General features: G+C 31.2%; 19 protein-coding genes and 1 other RNA gene. 6 read left to right on the top strand and 14 right to left on the bottom strand.

Annotated elements, in window-relative coordinates; all coding sequences use genetic code 11:
- Positions 1–80 precede the first annotated feature (80 nt).
- Complete coding sequence (locus JM82_RS09320; RefSeq protein ID WP_145002695.1) at positions 81–2,747, bottom strand: TonB-dependent receptor domain-containing protein; 2,667 nt, start codon at positions 2,745–2,747, stop codon at positions 81–83.
- A gap of 117 nt (positions 2,748–2,864) precedes the next feature.
- On the opposite strand from JM82_RS09320, the gene JM82_RS09315 reads away from it, so the two are divergent.
- The gene (locus JM82_RS09315) at positions 2,865–3,887 is read left to right on the top strand and encodes a LacI family DNA-binding transcriptional regulator (protein WP_145002692.1); all 1,023 of its coding nucleotides are present in this window, start codon (positions 2,865–2,867) and stop codon (positions 3,885–3,887) included.
- Positions 3,888–3,923: 36 nt separating this feature from the next.
- On the opposite strand, the gene ssrA is transcribed toward JM82_RS09315, so the two are convergent.
- Positions 3,924–4,318: a transfer-messenger RNA gene (ssrA, locus tag JM82_RS09310) on the bottom strand.
- A 135-nt stretch (positions 4,319–4,453) separates the two neighbouring features.
- On the opposite strand from ssrA, the gene JM82_RS09305 reads away from it, so the two are divergent.
- From JM82_RS09305 to JM82_RS09295, 3 genes are all read left to right on the top strand, one after another.
- Positions 4,454–4,663, top strand: coding sequence for a DUF2945 domain-containing protein (locus JM82_RS09305; protein WP_145002688.1), 210 nt, complete (start codon positions 4,454–4,456; stop codon positions 4,661–4,663).
- Between the two features lie 60 nt (positions 4,664–4,723).
- Positions 4,724–5,929 carry an NAD(P)-dependent oxidoreductase gene (locus JM82_RS09300; protein WP_145002685.1) on the top strand — a complete coding sequence of 402 codons (1,206 nt, stop codon included), beginning with the start codon at positions 4,724–4,726 and terminating at the stop codon, positions 5,927–5,929.
- Positions 5,930–5,993: 64 nt separating this feature from the next.
- Positions 5,994–8,411, top strand: coding sequence for a hypothetical protein (locus JM82_RS09295; protein ID WP_145002682.1), 2,418 nt, complete (start codon positions 5,994–5,996; stop codon positions 8,409–8,411).
- Between the two features lie 36 nt (positions 8,412–8,447).
- On the opposite strand, the gene JM82_RS09290 is transcribed toward JM82_RS09295, so the two are convergent.
- Genes JM82_RS09290 through JM82_RS09260 form a run of 7 tightly spaced genes read right to left on the bottom strand, consistent with a single transcriptional unit; the run spans position 8,448 to position 12,042 of the window.
- Positions 8,448–9,122 (bottom strand): DUF1361 domain-containing protein, encoded by a 675-nt coding sequence (locus JM82_RS09290; RefSeq protein WP_145002679.1) that lies wholly within the window; start codon positions 9,120–9,122, stop codon positions 8,448–8,450.
- Complete coding sequence (locus tag JM82_RS09285) at positions 9,109–9,492, bottom strand: DUF2809 domain-containing protein (protein ID WP_145002676.1); 384 nt, start codon at positions 9,490–9,492, stop codon at positions 9,109–9,111. Before JM82_RS09285 ends, JM82_RS09290 begins: the two co-directional genes overlap by 14 nt.
- On the bottom strand, positions 9,492–10,121 hold the full coding sequence (locus JM82_RS09280; protein ID WP_145002673.1) for a vancomycin high temperature exclusion protein: 630 nt from the start codon (positions 10,119–10,121) through the stop codon (positions 9,492–9,494). Before JM82_RS09280 ends, JM82_RS09285 begins: the two co-directional genes overlap by 1 nt.
- Before the next feature lies 1 nt (position 10,122).
- Positions 10,123–10,596, bottom strand: coding sequence for a Coq4 family protein (locus tag JM82_RS09275; RefSeq protein WP_145002670.1), 474 nt, complete (start codon positions 10,594–10,596; stop codon positions 10,123–10,125).
- A 46-nt stretch (positions 10,597–10,642) separates the two neighbouring features.
- Positions 10,643–10,936 carry a winged helix-turn-helix domain-containing protein gene (locus tag JM82_RS09270; protein ID WP_145002667.1) on the bottom strand — a complete coding sequence of 98 codons (294 nt, stop codon included), beginning with the start codon at positions 10,934–10,936 and terminating at the stop codon, positions 10,643–10,645.
- Between the two features lie 33 nt (positions 10,937–10,969).
- On the bottom strand, positions 10,970–11,437 hold the full coding sequence (locus JM82_RS09265) for a hypothetical protein (protein ID WP_145002664.1): 468 nt from the start codon (positions 11,435–11,437) through the stop codon (positions 10,970–10,972).
- Entirely contained in the window at positions 11,434–12,042 is a 609-nt protein-coding gene (locus JM82_RS09260; RefSeq protein WP_145002661.1) for a hypothetical protein, read from the bottom strand. The genes JM82_RS09265 and JM82_RS09260 overlap by 4 nt, the downstream gene beginning before the upstream one ends.
- A 145-nt stretch (positions 12,043–12,187) precedes the next feature.
- Here JM82_RS09260 and JM82_RS09255 point away from each other — a divergent pair, with 145 nt between their 5' ends.
- Both JM82_RS09255 and JM82_RS09250 read left to right on the top strand, forming a co-directional pair.
- A complete protein-coding gene (locus JM82_RS09255; protein ID WP_145002658.1) occupies positions 12,188–12,562 on the top strand; it encodes a hypothetical protein in 375 nt (124 codons plus the stop codon).
- Between the two features lie 6 nt (positions 12,563–12,568).
- Complete coding sequence (locus JM82_RS09250) at positions 12,569–12,916, top strand: DUF1801 domain-containing protein (protein WP_145002655.1); 348 nt, start codon at positions 12,569–12,571, stop codon at positions 12,914–12,916.
- 1 nt (position 12,917) lies between these two features.
- On the opposite strand, the gene JM82_RS09245 is transcribed toward JM82_RS09250, so the two are convergent.
- From JM82_RS09245 to JM82_RS09225, 5 genes are read right to left on the bottom strand one after another with little or no spacing between them, the layout of a single operon-like run.
- Entirely contained in the window at positions 12,918–13,778 is an 861-nt protein-coding gene (locus JM82_RS09245) for a hypothetical protein (protein ID WP_145002652.1), read from the bottom strand.
- Positions 13,779–13,800: 22 nt separating this feature from the next.
- Positions 13,801–14,619 carry a 3-deoxy-8-phosphooctulonate synthase gene (gene kdsA / locus JM82_RS09240; RefSeq protein ID WP_145002649.1) on the bottom strand — a complete coding sequence of 273 codons (819 nt, stop codon included), beginning with the start codon at positions 14,617–14,619 and terminating at the stop codon, positions 13,801–13,803.
- A gap of 30 nt (positions 14,620–14,649) precedes the next feature.
- The gene (locus JM82_RS09235; RefSeq protein WP_145002645.1) at positions 14,650–15,843 is read right to left on the bottom strand and encodes an FtsX-like permease family protein; all 1,194 of its coding nucleotides are present in this window, start codon (positions 15,841–15,843) and stop codon (positions 14,650–14,652) included.
- Entirely contained in the window at positions 15,840–16,472 is a 633-nt protein-coding gene (locus tag JM82_RS09230; RefSeq protein ID WP_145002642.1) for an ATP-binding cassette domain-containing protein, read from the bottom strand. Before JM82_RS09230 ends, JM82_RS09235 begins: the two co-directional genes overlap by 4 nt.
- 5 nt (positions 16,473–16,477) lie before the next feature.
- The gene (locus tag JM82_RS09225; RefSeq protein WP_145002639.1) at positions 16,478–18,235 is read right to left on the bottom strand and encodes a DUF4836 family protein; all 1,758 of its coding nucleotides are present in this window, start codon (positions 18,233–18,235) and stop codon (positions 16,478–16,480) included.
- Between the last annotated feature and the right edge of the window lie 98 nt (positions 18,236–18,333).

The raw sequence follows: 18,333 nt of genomic DNA, 5'->3' as shown, positions 1-18,333 counted from the left end.
TTTTGATTTTAAAAAAATAACCCATCACTTTACTTAGCATAAAAAATGATGAGTTATATGACTAATTAAATTATTATAAATTAAAAATTGAATGTTGCTGTTAAGAACATACGTCTAGGTAAGATTGGTCGTCCAACAAAAAACTCGCCATCTCCAGATTGACCAGCAATACCAGCTCTTGGGTTTCCTTCTGTAATACCAGAACTATCAAATAAGTTAAATACAGATAATCCAAAACGTAAGGACGTATCTTCGTTAGTTTGTATTGTATAACCAGCACCTAATCTTGCAATTGTAATAGCATCTAACTCTACGTTATTAGTGTCGTCAGTAAACTTTTTTCCTGTGTGGTTAACAGCAAAGCTTGCATCAAAAACTTTGTTATCGTAGTTAAGACCTAAGTTTCCTAAAAGGTTTGGTTGTCTTGCAATTTCATTACCTTCATTAATAGTACTTGTTGTACCATTGACTAAATCTTCAGTTTGATTAGTTGTAATTTCATGATCTTGGTATGTTAGCGTCCCAGAAACATTTAAATGCTCTGTAAATTTATATCTTCCAGTTGCTTCAAGACCTAATGTTTGCGTTGATTGCTCACTTCTAGCTTGATCGACTAATTGACCTCCAGAAATTGCTTGATCTATACGTATACGGTCGCTTAACCCAACATAGTATGCAGCCACAGAACCAGAAAATTTATCTGTTCCAAATTTGGCTCCCATTTCACCTTGTAAAATCGTTTCAGCCTCATAATTGGTATCTCTTATTCCTGGAGTTGGTCCAAAACCACGTTGTTGCGGAAAAAAGTATCCTTTTGAGAGGTTAGCATATAAATTTGTGGCATCAGTTAGTTTGTATAAACCTGCTAATGATAATGCCCAATCTGTATCTTTAATTTCGCCAGTTGTAAAAGTACCATCAGCAAATTGAACATTTTGTAAATTAGTTGTTAAGTCAGCGTCTTCATACACTTGAGTGGTTTCTAATCCTCCTTTTCTAAAGGTACCAGTTGTAGACTCTATACGGAATCCAACATCAAAACGCCATCTGTCAAAAACCATTTCATCTGTAAGATAAAAAGCAGTTCTACTTTGCGTTAGGTAATTATTGGCTGTCATACCAATCCTGTTGTATAAACCACCTTCAGAATAAATTACATTATTTCCTCCAGCGTCAGTGTAGCTTAAGTTAACTAATTGCGGATTATTATTAAATTCTGAAAGGACTCTATATTGATAGTTAACATCTTCAGCTTCTGTTCTGGCTAAGAATGTTCCGGCAGTATAGGTGTGTATTCCATCATCAGAATTTAATATAAAGCTAGCCTCTCCAGAATAATCTGTCATTGGTCTTAACCTATCTACGTGTAGATTTTCTACCACTAAATCGTTACCGTTAATTTGGTTACCAGCACCACCTTGATATGTTGCGCTAAATGCGGTATTATCTGGTGCAATAGCAGCTACATAATCATTAATAGTAATTGGATTACCATAATCACCACTACCACCTACATATAATGCAAAATTATGTTGGTAGTTGGCATATTTTACTTTTGATTTAAATTTTAGATTGTCATTTAGGTTATAGTTAAAATCTGCTAAAAGGTAACCACCTTTTGTGTAGACACCATCTTCAATAGGACTTTCATATACACCTCCTGGAGTTAAAAATGAAGTGTTTGCTAGTTCACCAGACAATAGTTGGCTTACTTCTTCACCATCGTTACCATTTAAACGTTCTCTTGACGCTCCATCTAATGGTAATGGTAAGTAAAATTGAGCTCTATCATTAATATATTGTCCATGTACTGTAAAGGATCCGTTTTCAAATTTTTGTTTGATATTACCTCTAAACTGCACTCCTTTTGTGGTTAAACCAGTTTCAATTGGACCATCATCTTTTCTAACAAAACCTGTAAAAGCGTAATAAGTGTTAGAATCTTCGCTACCTAATTGTCCACCAGTATAAAAGTCAGTTTTTAATCTACCGTCATTTCCCCATTCTACATTAATTAAATTTTCGTCATTAGAATCTCCAGTTTTACTTGTATAGTTAATTATACCAGCAACTGATCCAGCACCATAAAGTACAGCAGATCCACCTCTAACAAATTCGACACCTTTAAAACCAACATCAGGTCTAGCGTAAACATCATGTGCAGATGAGTTTAATCCAAACGTGCTCATAAGTGGCATACCATCGTATTGTAAAGGGTTAAAGACATATTGTCCACCAGAAGGTAAACCTCTAACAAATAGGTTGGTTGCAGTTTCTCCACCACCACCTTCAGCAGTAATACCAGGTACATCTCTTAAAATATCTGCTTGACTGTTAGCCGATAGTCTAGTAATTTCTTTAATGCCTTTACTACTAATGGATAAAGGCGCTTGTTTTTGTGATCTAAAAGTAGAAGAGGCTGTAAGAACAATTTCATCTAAATTATTACCTTCTTGTAAGATAATATCAAGTGTTAATGGCGTACCGTTTAAATCTACTTTTTTAATCAAAGTAGTATAGCCAATGTAAGATACTTGTAACTCCTTAGACCCTGTAAGTTCAGGTACCGTAAAACTAAAATTTCCGTCAAAATCTGTAGAAGCTCCAACGTTTGAGTTAATAATTAAAATGTTAGCGTTTGGAATTGGTAATCCAGCTTTGTCTTTTACAGTTCCGGATATTTCTGTTTGTGCAAACATTGAAAAACAACAAAATAATAATAATAGTGTGGTGGTTAGTTTTTTCATTTTATTAAGAATTAGTTAATTTTAGGCTAATATAATTACGAATTAAGCATTGTTGTGTACTAAAAAGTACGATATTTGTATGCAAACGTTTGCGAAAACGTTTGAAATTTTATTTTTATGAAGAAAGAAGTTACCACTTTAAAAAAATTAGCTCAGACTTTAGAATTATCAATATCAACAGTTTCTAGAGCATTAAATGATCATCCAGACATTAGCGTGCAAACTAAAGAGAAGGTAAAGGCATTAGCATTAAAATTAAATTACGTACCAAACATTTTTGCCAAAGGTTTTAGAAATCATAGATCTAATATTATTGGTGTTATCGTACCCAATATAACACATTACTTTACTACGACTATTGTTAGAGGTATTATGGAAGAGGCAGAAAGTAAAGGATTTAGGGTAATTATATCAGAATCTAACAATGATGTAGAAAAGCAAAAAGAGATGTTTAATACCATGATACAATTTGGTGTGGATGGTATATTAGCTTCACTAACCAAGCGTACTAGAGAAGTTGATCACATATTAGCAACGTTAAATACAATTCCAATTGTTTTATTTGATAAGGTTTCAAATAAAATTCCATGCACCCAAATTACAATTAATGATGAGGAAGCAGCCTATAATATAGTTGAACATTTAATTAATATTGGAAAAAAGCGAATAGCTATAATTAAGGAAGGTGAATATTCCTATAATTCGGAAAAAAGGTATTCGGGTTATTTAAAAGCTTTGAAGGATAATAACCTTGAGCTAGATCCCAAAATGGTTATTAGTGTCGAGGATATATCAATGAAAGAGGGAAAAAGAATGACCAATATATTATTGAGTTCAAAAGTACGACCTGATGCTATTTTCGCGATTACAGATGGTGCAGCAATAGGCGTAATACAAACACTAAATAAGTTTAATGTAAAAATACCTGAAGAAATAGCAGTTGTTGGATTTAGTAATTCTGTTAACTCTATTATAATAGAACCCAAATTAACCACAGTAGATCAACCTGGAGAAAAAATAGGACGTACAGCAGTACAATATCTTATAAATGAAATTAATGTGCCTGAAGATAATATTATTAGTAAGTTAGTTGAAATTAAAAGTAATATAGTAATTAGGGACTCTTCCTTTAGGTCATAAAAAAAACGCTCTGAAATCAATGCTTCAGAGCGTTTAAAGTGGAGTCGGAGAGAATCGAACTCTCGTCCAAACAAGTAACCAAAAGGCTTTCTACACGTTTATTCTTTTCTTAGGTTTTCGATTAAAAGCTGGTTAAAGACAACCCACTTTTAACTTATCTTTTTTAGTTTCAACAAAGCATCAAAGCGCTACTAAGTCTATATTGACATTTTCGATGCCTCAAATGGAACGCTGTCAATCAAAGCTTTCCGGAGACATAAAGCTCGTACACCTTGTGTACCGAGGCTTAATCCTACTATAATTCGGATTAGGCAGCTAAAGCGTAGTTATTCTCGCCGATTAAAAAGTTGATCAAGTGTTTAACGAGTACAAAATCATTACTCGACGTGCTTACAATTTAATTAATCTCGCTGTCAAAACCAGTCGACCCCATTTTAATAAATTGTGTTATTTATTGGATTGCAAAATTACTAAAAATTATAATGCAAAGGTTGTACCATTTAAGATTTATAATAAACTTAAGATAATATTAAGCCATATTTTTTAAATTGAAATAAAAAATAGAGATGATAAAAACAGGAACAGAAGTACAATGGGATTGGGGACACGGAACTGCTAAAGGAAAAGTAGAAGAAACCTTCACTAAAAAAATAACAAAAACTATTAAAGGTACCAAAGTAACCAGAGAAGGGACTTCTGGAAACAAAGCGCTTTTTATAAAGCAATCGGATGGTGACTACGTTTTAAAAAGTGAAAACGAAGTAAAGCGTGTATAGTAAATTTGATTTGCTAAACCCTAATATTAAAGGTAATTTAGCAAGAATAAATTTAGATATATGAAATTTGCAATTATAAAAGAACGTAAAAATCCACCAGATAGACGTGTCGTGTTTTCTCCTAATGATTTAAAAGATTTAAAAACTTCCTTTCCACAAGCAGAAGTAATGATTGAGGCTTCGGACATTCGTGTGTTTAATGATGCCGAATATGAAAAAAATGGCTTTCAGATTTTTGATGACGTTTCAGATGCAGATGTGATGTTTGGTGTAAAAGAAGTGCCAATAGAAACGCTTATTCCTAATAAAAAATATTTTTTCTTCAGTCATACAATAAAAAAGCAACCCTATAATAGAGCGCTTTTAAAAGCTATCCTTGATAAAAATATTGAAATGTATGATCACGAAACTATTGTTAGACAAAATGGCGCAAGACTAATTGGTTTTGGACGTTATGCTGGTTTGGTAGGTGCTTACAACGGTTTTAGAGCTTTAGGACTTCGTGATAATTTATTTACACTACCTAAAGTAGAGCATTTAAAAGATTTAGATGAAGTAAAAAGCGAACTGGATAAAATTAAATTGCCCAACATAAAAATTTTGCTTTCTGGTACTGGTAAAGTAGCTAAAGGTGCACAAGAAATTTTAGATCATCTTAAAATTAAGCAAGTCAGTGATGCTTTATACTTAACCTCTAATTTTACTGAGCCTGTTTATTGCTTAATTGATGTTATGGAATATAGTAAGCGTAAGGATGGTAAAGTGGGTAATAAAGGACAGTTTTATAAAGATCCTTCAGGTTACGAAAGCAATTTTATGCCTTATGCTAAACAAACAGACTTTTTTATAGCAGGTCACTTTTATGGTGATGGAGCTCCTTATTTATTTACAAGAGAAGATGCAAGACATCCACATTTTAAAATTAACTTAATAGCCGATATTTCTTGCGATATTGATGGACCTGTAGCATCAACAATCCGTCCATCCACTATTGCTGACCCTTTTTATGGTTATAATGCAAAAACTGAAAAAGAAGTAGCTTATAATGATAAAGATGCAATAACTGTAATGGCAGTAGATAATTTACCTTGCGAATTACCAAAAGATGCAAGTGAAGGTTTTGGAGAGATGTTTTTAAAACATGTTATTCCTGCGTTTTTTAATAATGATGCAGATGGTATTTTAAAAAGAGCTAAAATTACCGAAAATGGTAAATTGACTAAAAGATTTAGTTATTTACAAAACTACGTAGACGGTAAAGAGTAATATCAAGTTAGGACTTTTTGGCCTTAATCTGTTATATTAATATAACCATTACAAAACTTAAAAGATGAAAAAACTAAAGTTTATAGTATCATTATTTGTTGTTTTATTAATTTTTTCTTGCGAAAAAGACAATAATATTCCGTTAAACCAACAACAAGTAGATGGTCAAGCTGGCAATCCTTTTTTAGAAAATTTTGGAGCATCTATGGATGCAAGATTTATAGGAAGGGTTATAAATGAAGAAGGTGACCCAATTATTGGAGCTAGTATTAACGTAGGTAACATGATGACCGTAACAGATGCAAACGGAGTGTTTTCAGTGGAGTCTGCAACGGTTTATGAAAAATTCGCCTATATAAAAGCGTCTAAAGTTGGTTTTATTGATGGTTCTAGATCTTTGGTGCCTACAAGTGGTGTTAACCAAGTAGAAATTATGTTGTTGGATGCCGATCCAAATGCTACAATTGGAGCAGGGCAACCTTTTAATATTGGCTTGCCAAACGGAACTTCTGTTAATTTTTCAGGTGATTTTGAAACTGAAAATGGTTTTGAGTATTTAGGAAATGTTCAGGTTGTTTTAAGACATTTAAATCCGGATAATGAGGCTATGGCTTTGCAAATGCCAGGAGCTTTAATAGCAGAAAATACGAGTGGTAATTTACAAGCTTTAGAAACTTATGGTATGATAGCTGTTAAGTTAATTGGAGAAAATGGTGAGGTTTTAAATATCGCAGAAGGTACCACTGCAGAATTATCTGTTCCTGTGCCAACTAATGCTACTAATCCTCCGGAAACAATACCATTATGGTATTTTGACGAAACATATGGATATTGGAAGGAAGAAGGTACAGCAGTTTTACAGGGTAATAAATACGTTGGAGAGGTATCTCATTTTAGTTTTTGGAACTGTGACATTGCTTTTGATACCGTTCAACTGTGTATTACTGTAGTGGATGATAATAACAATCCTTTGCCTAATACCATTGTACAATTGCAACGCGAATCGGTATCATGGACATCTGCAACTGCAGGGTACACTAATGCAAATGGTGAAGTTTGTGGTATTATTCCTGCTAACGAAACATTAACAGTAACCATTCCGGATTTTGGTTGTATTGATAATGATTATACTGAGATTGTTGGACCGTTTGATATAGACACTAATTTGACCATAACAGTATCAGATAGTAATGCACAAACGACTAATGTAACTGGTGTTTTTAACGATTGTTCTGGTACTCCAGCTACAAATGGTTATGTCTTTTTAAATTATAATAATTCTGTATCTATTATTCCAATAACCGACGGAATCTTGGATTTATCTATAGATTATTGTTTGACAGATACCGAGTATACCATGCAGTTTTTTGATATAACAAACAATCAATCTACAACTTTTGTAACAGGTAATTTTACAGTTCCTATCACAGATTTAGGCACGCAAATGTCTTGTACAACACTTTTGGATGCTGATGCAGATGGTGTGTTAGATTTTAATGAAGACTTAAATGCTAATGGCGATTATACTGATGACGATACAGATCAAGATGGTGTACCTGACTATTTGGATACTGATGATGATGATGATGGTGTTGATACTATTGATGAGGATTATGATAGTGATGGAGATCCAATGAATGACGATAGTGATGGTGACTCAATACCAGATTATTTAGATAATTTGGATGTCTTAATTTACGCAACAGAGGTTTCAGGAATAGGTTGTATCCCATCATTAATTTATGATTTTGATAGTATTGTTTCAGAGGTTTATTTTGAATTAATTAATAATAACTATATTTTTTACTTAACTGAAGCTGATGCATTAGCTGATGTTAATCCATTAGCTAGTCCATTTATAGATGATGGGAATACGCAAATTATTTATGTAAAAGCGGTTAATACCATAACAAATCAATTTGATATTGCAGAAGTATACTTGTATCAGGAATATTTAGACACAGATGGTGATGGATTAACAGATTGCGAAGAGTTATCAGGTATTGATAGTGACCTTTCTATCTGTAATCCAAACGGTAATATAACAGATCCTAATGTGGCAGATAGTGATGGAGATGGTTTTGATGATTGTATTGAAGCTGCTAATGGTACAGATCCAAGTGATGACACTAGTGTGCCAACTAGTCCAAGTATAATTGTAAATGATCAAACGGTAACAGAAGGAGATATTTTGGAATATGCTTTTACTTTATCTAGTCCAGCTATCGATGATATTGTTATTAATTTTGAAATTGTTTCTAGTGAAGTAGATTTTGAAGATTATCAAATTGAAGGTATTTATGGTAATAACAATATTAATATTACCATTGAAGCAGGTAGCACAAATGGTGTATTTGCAATTGTAATTACAGATGATACAGAAGCTGAAGGGACTGAAAATTTTACTGTTGTAGGAACATTAATAAGTGGATCTGCAAGTGCGATAGGAGAAGCTACGATTTCAATTATAGATAATGATTAAAATTAATTTCATATTTAATTAGTATAAAAAAGCTTCCTAATGGGAAGCTTTTTTGTTTGTAGTGTAATTTGTTTTTATGGCGTAATAACAGACACATAAAAACAATCCAAATACAATTGTAAATAGCCACGCTGTGTAATTTAAATTTGGATTTAGTATTATAAATACTGTTGTTTCTAATATAGTCCATGGTTTATTTAATACTTCCCAAGAATTAAATCTTAAAAAGCGACCTAAGTAAACTCCAAAACCAACTAATATAAATAACAACGGAATACTGAATGCAACAATATGTTTTTCGACGTAAGTCTTAAAAATAATTTCCATGGTCCAAACAGATTTAAAAAACAAAATTAATCCGGTAATAGCAAACATGGTGATAATTAACGTGTCTATCCAGAGTAAATGTTGACTACTATATTTTAAATGAAATAAGTCCGTAACTATATAAGGTGCGTTTGGTAAAAATAGTAACCATAGTAAACTGTTAGTAATTAGAGTTGATGATTTTGTGTGTTTAAGAGTTGCTAAATAACTACTTATTAAATAGGGTAGTCCTGCTAAAAATAAATTCCAGATTAAAAATAAATAGTAGTAATTACTAGTTAATTTAATTCTTATTAGTAATAAAACCAAACTAAAAAAAGTTAGGAATATTATAGATAGTATGGTTTTATGTTCTGCTTGGATGATTTGTTTAATTGTTTTCATTAGTGATGTAATTTGTATCTATAAAATAGATAGTGATAATACCTAATGTATATGCGACTAAGTCAGCTATACTAAAGTGGCTGCCAAGCACGATTGAGGCTATTTTGTTATGTTTTAAATGTAATGTGTCAAGTAGGTTTGTTAGTTGGGCAAACTCAATACAAAAAGAGATTGCTAATGCCCAAATTGAAGCCTGAATACAATGTATTTTAAAAATGCTTTTTAGGCCACAATAGACTAATATAGAAGCCAGAAAATCGCCAACTGTAAATCGTATAAAACCATTTTTTAAGTAGTATGCAATTGCAATTTCTGTTAAAAGTATAATTAGTGTTAGCGCTAAAAATTTAGTATCAATTTTTACTGTCATTATAAGCTTATTTTTGGACCCAAAAACTTAGGTTGTGTATTAATAATAACATCTATAATTGCTTTGGTACGTGCTAAATACTCTCTTGCTTTGGTGCGCAAACCGTAACGCCTTATTACATCTTTTGCGTTAAAGGCAATAACGTTTAAATTATAGTGTTGTGCTAAATAAATGGCACGTTGGTTATGAAATTTTTGTGAGATTATTGTAAAACTATCCAAACCAAATATTTTGTTGGCTCTAATAACAGAATCTAATGTTCTAAATCCAGCATAGTCTAATATTATCTTATCTGCAGGAATACCAAGATTGATAAGGTCTTGTTTAAATGTTGAAGGTTCGTCATAATAACTAGTACTGTTGTCTCCACTAATCAAAATACGTTCAACTTTTTTGTTTTTGTAAAGTAAATAAGCAGCTTCCAAGCGGTATTTGTAATATAAGTTTATAGTGTTATTACTTGTGTATTTGCTGGTGCCAAGTAATAAACCTACCTGGTTTTTAGGAATTACGTTTACGTCATTATAAAGTTTGTCTTTAGCTTTATAATTAATATAAAAGTGCGCCATTAAAATGGCGAGTACCATTATAGTTATGGCCATAATTATAAGTTTGATATAGGTTTTCATTTTAATAATTTAGATTAATAAATATAGAGCTTCTTAAAGTGCTAACTGAGGTGTTTAGTAATCCTTTATAATTTAGATTGTAAAAGGCATTTGCATTTTTGCCTATACGATACGATTTTATATAATACTTCCAATATTCTGGTAATATTAAGGAGCCTATAGTAATCACGCCAAACAAGTATATGCTGCGTTTACCATTACCAAAGCAAAGGTATTGTAAGGCTATTTCGTCTTCCTCAGTGGTATTATAGCCAGTCATTACGTGGTAGGCGTCGTGACGTTCTACTTTAGGAATTAACTCAAACCCATTGTGTTGTAAAAACAGGCCTAAATGATAACCAAAGGTGTCTTTTGGAAATTGTAATAAGTGTTGTTTTTTTATATGCCAAGGTTTGTTTTTTTTGAAGTATTTGGTGTAAATATGTTGTGTTATTTTAAATAACCATGCGACTAATTGTTTACGTTGTGTTTTCATATTTCAAAGTGCTTTGTTTTTCAAAGTAAATAGATAAAAAAATAGATTACTGTTTTTTGATTAATTTTTCAAGTGCATTAATGTGTTTTTTAAATTCGGCTTGACCTAACTTAGTAACACTATAACGTGTGTTTGGTTTACGATCTATAAATTGTTTTTCTACTGTGATATAATCTGCTTTTTCTAATGCTTTAGTGTGACTTGCTAAATTACCATCTGTCGCATCTAATAACGCTTTTAGGGTTTTAAAATCTGCGTACTCATTTACCATTAAAACAGACATAATTCCTAGCCTAATCCTATGGTCAAATACTTTATTGATGTTGGTTATTATACTCATTTTATATTATGCGAAAATAGGAATCTTTGCTAATTAATCTGTTATCATAAACTTTTTAACTTTTGCTACCACATTGTTTTTAAAAGTGATTTGTAAACTATGAAATTGAACACCAAAGCCTGCACTAGATATTCCTAAATCATAAACCCACTGATTATCACTAGTGCTATTAGAAGGATTTCCCAGAAGCGTAACAACTTCAGACTTGTTTTTTAGTTTTAAAATTTGATTATCAATTATGTCATCTCTCATTTTATATCTTGATGTTTTTTCTGTACGCCATTTTTGTTCATTAAATGTTGACTCTGGTATGTACTCGATATAACTTATCAATAATAATATTAAACCATAATACACTAAAGGAGTGCTAATAATACTTATAACTATAGCTGTGATTTTGGCTTTTTTTAAATTATGATTGTACTTTTTTACAACCCAGAAAGTTGTGTAAAATAGTATTATTGCTATGATTGTTAATATAATCGGAACTTCAATACTCATTTTTTATCGTATTTAAAATGCATATAAGTACCATAAATAATGTGCATAAAGCCAAAACCAATAACCCAAATCCAAAAACCATAACCAGGATAAAGTGTTGCTATAAGTCCTAAAATAATTTCGGTATAGCCCAAATATTTTATGTTTCCAATACTATATTTAGAGGCATTTATTAATGCCAAACCATAAAATATTAGCATCAAACCACCTGTTTGACCATAGCGACCTTGGCTAAGTATTATTAAAATATATAAACCACCAACGACTAACGGAATTAGAAAATTAAATATTAATCGTCTTGATGAGGTGTCCCAAATTTTTTCGTCATTTTTTTTTGCCTTTTTAGTAGTTAAATAAATACCAGTAACAATACTTAAAAAAGCAACCATAAATAGTATAAATATTATGGTTTTAAAAACCCATCCATCTAATAATAATGTACCATAACTATAGGTGGTTACGTAATAATAGGTCATTGCAGCACCTACAAGTGCATAGATACCAGCTAAAATTCCAGATAAACCACTTAGCGAAATAAACCTAGAAGACTTATTCATAAGGTTTTTAATCTCGCTGATATCTTTTAAATAATCTTTGTCGCTCATAATTAAAGTACTTTGAATTACAAAGTAAGTTTAATTAATTAGAATATAAAAGTTAAAGGTTTATTAATTTTCATTTTAACATTTGCCCAATGCATGGTTTATTTTTCATAAATTTATAATCTAACCAATTTAAATCAAATAAATCATGGCATTAACAGGATTACTATTAGACATTGCTAACATTTCTGGAGGCTTATTATTAGGATTAGCTACTTTAGATAAATGGGATGGTGAAGCTAATTTTTTTAATAAAATTGCAGGTGTTTTAGCACCTTTTCAAACCGTTATTGGTGGCGCACTTATAGTGTTGCCTATTTTAATTATACTAGGAGGAGGGTTTGGTATTTTTAGTATTGTAAGTATTATTGGAGGTATACTATTGTTAACTCACGTATTTGGAAAAGTGCCTGCTTTAGAAGAGACATTAAGAAAAATATCAGACAAGTTAATGCCTTTTAAAGCTATTATAGGTGTAGCATTATTAGCTATTGGTGTGCTTAGCTTACTACATATATTATAGAAAAAAGTGAATCCTGCAGCGCATTATATTTTAAAACAACCGGAACCCTATCGTTCTATATTATTGCATTTGCAAGTTATTATTGAGCATGCAATAATCAACTTTGAATTAAAGTACAAATGGAGCATTCCGTTTTATTACGTAAACGGAATGCCATTTTGTTATTTAAATGCAAGTCATAAAAAACAATTTGTTGATTTGGTTTTTGTTAAAGGCAATCAATTAACTGTTTTTAAGACACATCATGTTATTGAAAACAGGAAAAAAATGATATCATTAAGATACAAGTCTTTGGACAAAATAGATGATACCGTAATTAATGCTGTATTGCAAGAAGCTTTAACGTTGCAATAGACTATAGTCTAAAGCGTCCACCAATTGAAAAAACACGTTGTAAAAACCAAAAATGTTGCGATGCACTCTCATTAGCATTACTTGTTGTTCTAATATCTGGCATATTAATAAAGCCACCTCTTAAATCTGTTTGAATAAAAAAGTATTTAAAAAAGGTAAGGTTTAAACCTACAGTTGCAGAAAATCCATATCCAGATAAATGAAACTCGTCATAAGTATCTTTACCTAAAAGTGTCGTATTAGATTTAGGATATAGCACTCCAGCACCAAGACCTTCAGTAATATTTAATTGAAATTTATCAGTGTTATTAATTTTAAAGATAGAAGAAATATCATCAAATCTATTTAACTCTAAATACACGTAGTTTAACCCATTGGTATGTTCAAATTTTAAAAAATCTTCTGAAACAACATACTCACTTCCATCAAATTCTTGGTTAAACACACTACCTTCTTCATCTGCAGGAAGGTTAACATAACCTGTAACATTCTGGCTACGGTTTCTGTTCATTACATATTTCATATGATCTACACCAAGTGAAATATTGTATTTGTCAGAAATAAAATAACCAGCTTTAAAATTAGTTTGTGGTATGGTCATTCTAGTTGGATTAATATAATCTATATGCCAACCTTTAGGTTTGTCTTCGGCAGTAGCGTTGTCAATAGTAAAGTCGTAACCATTACCTTTAAACCTAATGTCAGATTCAGAAAATGTTTCTCTGTTTCCTCCCCAACTGATATAAAACTTTCCTTTGTTGTTAGCAGTGTATTTTTGTAAGTCAATATTGTCTTGAGCAAATGTTAATGTAGACAATAGGGTAAGACCCACTATGGCTATTTGCCTTAATAAATGTTTCATTTGTTATTATGTTTAAGGGATATTATAGGCTATTAATAGTCTTTCTAATAGCAGTTAAGTTAGTTAATAACGCTTCCAAGTTATCTAGGTGTAACATATTGGCACCATCACTTTTTGCATTTGCAGGATCAAAATGTGTTTCGATAAATAAACCATCAACATTATTTACAATTCCAGCACGAGCAATAGTTTCGATCATATCAGGTCTTCCACCAGTGACACCAGCAGTTTGATTAGGTTGTTGTAAAGAGTGTGTTACATCCAATACAGTTGGTGCATATTGACGCATTGTTGGGATACCTCTAAAGTCCACAATCATATCTTGGTAACCAAACATCGTCCCACGATCTGTAATCCAAGCTTTGTCGCTTCCTGCATCTTTTACTTTTTGTACCGCATGCTTCATTGCTTCAGGACTCATAAATTGTCCCTTTTTAAGGTTAACAACCTTACCTGTTTTTGCAGCAGCAACTACAAGATCTGTTTGACGTACCAAAAATGCAGGTATTTGTAAAACATCTACATATTGTGCAGCCTTTGCAGCATCGCTAACTTCGTGAATATCTGTAACCGTTGGAATGTCAAATTTTTCAGACACTTTAGCTAAAATCTCTAAAGCTTTTTCGTCACCAATACCTGTAAAACTGTCAATCCTACTTCTGTTAGCTTTTTTAAAACTACCTTTAAATACGTAGGGTATTTCTAACTTATTAGTAATAGTAACAACTTTTTCGGCAATTCTATAAGCCATCTCTTCGCCTTCAATAGCACAAGGACCACAAAGTAAAAAAAAGTTGTTGCTAGCTGTATGTTTAATTTTAGGGATATCTTGAAGTGTCATAATCGTAATAATTTATCTTGCAAAGATAAGTTAATTTTCAGAAGATAGTAGACTTGTATTAGGTCTTAACATTTGTTTGATTTTACTATTAGTATGTTTACGATAATACAGGGCTAAGCTAATAAAAATCAATACGCTTAATATTACAGAATAAATTATAGAAGTTATATTTGGTTGTACTTGTAAAACACTTAAATATGGCGAAAATATATACTTACAAATAATACTAAGGGTTAGTGCTATAATAATTGAAATAGCTAAAATTTTAAAAGCAATAGCATGATATACTTTTGCTATTTGTACTTTAGAGTATCCTAAAAAATGAAGTTGTGTTATGGTTTGCTTATTTTTTAGAATAAGTAAATTAATGTTAGTAATAACAAGATAGATAGACAGAATGGTAATTAATAAGCCAATACCTAATACAATACTAAGTATTAGTTTTAAAACATAGCTAAGTTTAGAGTTTTGAATGTCGTTGGATAAGTAATTGTATTTTTTTGAAGCTAAAAATTCTAATAATTTAGGGTCAGATGGATTAATAACATCAAGTATAATACGTGATATTTTATTTGCCTTTAAAGGACTTAATTTTTTGTTGGTATAGTTTAAAAAGGATTCTGGGACTAATATAGAATTTATTTTTTCTGAAGCATCTAAAATATACGCACGATAATTTTCTGTTTTATGTGTTCCGGATAACGTTAAGTCTATAGGGACTTGTCTTATTATTTTCTCGTTAACTTGTGGTAATCCAGAGCTAGTTGCATATCCAAAATTATATAAATTAATATAGTTTTTAGGAATAATTATTGGCACTTCTTTATCTCCTGGTTGCCATTTCCAGTCTTCATTGGTAATGTCAATAAACTCATCAGACACAGCCTCTAAAAACATTTCGGTTGATATTCCTGCATGATTAGGAAACGTAACACTAGCCAAAACACGATAAGTACCATGTGTAAAACCACCTGTTTTATTAATAAAAGGTTGAGCGTTTAACTCAGTAATTTCATTAGATGTAAAAGCATTATCACGTCCTAAGTCCTTATATATTATTAAATTTTGGTTGCCTAATAAGTCGTTTTTAGAATTAAAGATGGATTGTGTGTCAACTAATAATTGAACTACAATTAATAAAATACCTAATCCTAAACTAGAGCTTAGCGCAAAAAATAATAGCTGTGATTTATGGACCTGTTTTTTTAAAAGTTGATCAATCATAATAATATTGTTTTAGTGTAGTCAATATTATATGTGTCTCCTAAACTAGCAATTATTAAGGTTGCTTTGTTAGTGGCAACTTCTTTATTTACAAGCGTGATGGCATTTGCAATTTGAGCCTCATCAATATGGCTAAAGGGTTCGTCAAGTAGTAACAATTTAAAAGGTTGGCACAATGCTCTGATAATAGCAATACGTTGTTGTTGACCGTAAGACAGGGTTTCAGCTTTTTTATGTGCTAATTGGTCGACCTCTAATTGTGACATCATCTCTAAGATTTCAGTCTCAGTTTTATGATTTGTAAGAGTGTTTTTTAACTGAATATTTTCTAAAGCAGTCAGTTCTGGAAACAATTTTAATCCCTGAAATACAATAGCGATTTGTTGCTTTCTAATAGTTGTCCAATCAGTATCTGTGAATGACGAAATTGAGGTGTCGTTAAACAAAATAGAGCCAGAGTATCTATTATTTAAACCGTACATAAAATTAAATAACGAGCTTTTTCCGCTTCCTGACACAGCTTTAACCAAGTATTTAGAATTAGGTTGAAACTCAAAATTTTTACTCCAGACTTCTGACGAAGCTGGAGTAAAATAATCTGGTACTATGGATTGTATATTGACTTGCACTTAGTCTAGTTTGATTCTATAGATTCTATAACGGTTTCTTCAATTTCTATTTCATCCTCATCCTCATCTTTATTATTGTTTTCATATATAGTACTCATAGTTTTTGCTACTTCGTCACCATATAAAATGGTCTGTATTAATGAGTTTTTGTTTCCTTTAGTATAAGTAAAAGATTCGCCTCCATCTGTGTCAATAAAATAATGGTTTTCGCCATAATATTTAGTGTAAATCTCACTGCTTTTTTCTGAAATTTCATCCATAGCTGTATCGTTTCCATATCTATTGTAACTACTATAAGGATTGTACATATTGCCTAAACTTTTTGTAAAGTCATTGCTAAGTTCTGCAATATTTCCTTTTGTGTAAAGGTAAACGCTGTGTGATAATTTATCTTTATGTTTAAAGTCGCTTAAATTGTTGGCAAGTTTTCCGTTACTACTTATTTCATCAGCTTTACTTTGATCGTTTGTAAAAAAGATGTAATCTTCTGTAATAACCATAAAAGTACTACCGTCTATTTTAAAATAATTGGAGTTTAAGGTTTCTATTTGTGCACCTTTCTTTTTTACAATATTAAAAAACTGGTCAAATTTATTTTTATCTTTCAGGGCTACTGTACCATACATGTTAGGTGTTTTTTTATCTACTACTTCATAGGTTTCTTCGTCAGTAAAATAATTATAATCATAAATAGTATCTTTTATTGTTTTACCTTCTGTCATGGCAAACATTAATGATCCATCAAATATTTTAGAAAAAGATTTAACGTCCATGCCTAGTTCTTTTTCTGTTTCGTTATTAGAATTTTTTATGTTTTTTCTTAATTCTTCTCTAGCTTGGATAGGTAAAGTTTTGTTGTCTTGTAGACTTAAAATATGCTCGTATAAGTTTTCAGGATCAATAGATAATTTTGCAAATAACAATGGGTTATCAGGCAATGCATTAAGCATAGACTTATCGTAGGACGTAGACATCCATTTTTTATAACCAATTAATGATTTAAAATCATCATTTAATTTTAAATTGGTTTTAGTGTATATGTGGTCTTGCTCAAAGCTACCATAATAAGATAGGTTGTTGTTTTCTAGATTAACATCCAAACCTGCAAAAGTATTTAGTAATCCATCAAATGCATCTCCTAATGGAGTAGAGGTTATGTGTAAACCCATGTCTTGTTTAGTGTCAAAAAAGGCATCAAAATAGTTGGTTGCTAATATGCAATTTTCTCTTTTTAATGTGGTAAGGTCCTTTAATTCTGCAGCAGCATAATTATTTGCACCAATAATTAATGCAGTTTTACCATTCCATCCAATTGCAATTTCTTTGTTTGCGTAAATAGTAAATTCTTGATCTTTACCAACATTAGTTTCTTTTTCTAAATTAGGAACTTCATCAATCATTGGTTGTATAAAGGCTTCAAAAGACGCTGCATCCTTAATAGGTAATATTAATCCACCAACACCAGATAGTCTTTTAAACGTACCAAAGCCTAAAATATATTCTTTTCTAAAGGTTTTATCTAAATTATCTTTTGATAGTAACTCTTGCACAAAACGCTTAATCTCTTTGGGTGCTTTATCTTCAATAAGTGTATTAATGTTTAATTGATTAAAGTCTAAATCTTTACTTTTTTCTGAAAGCGATTTTAAATTAACATACATAACACCAATAGCGTCTTTTGGTACAAAGTATGATTCTTCAATTTTTTTACTACAACTAGCAAATAATAATACGATAAGTAATACAAAGATAATTTTTTTCATGATGTGGTGATAATGGTTTTTAAGTCGTTGATTAATAAGAATACAAAACTAATGATATATTGTTTTTGAAGAAATTTATTGGTTTAATTTACAAATAT

Origin of the sequence: Olleya sp. Hel_I_94 (assembly GCF_007827365.1) — a bacterium.
GTDB lineage: Bacteria > Bacteroidota > Bacteroidia > Flavobacteriales > Flavobacteriaceae > Olleya.
This window is presented reverse-complemented; position numbering and strand designations above follow the sequence as displayed.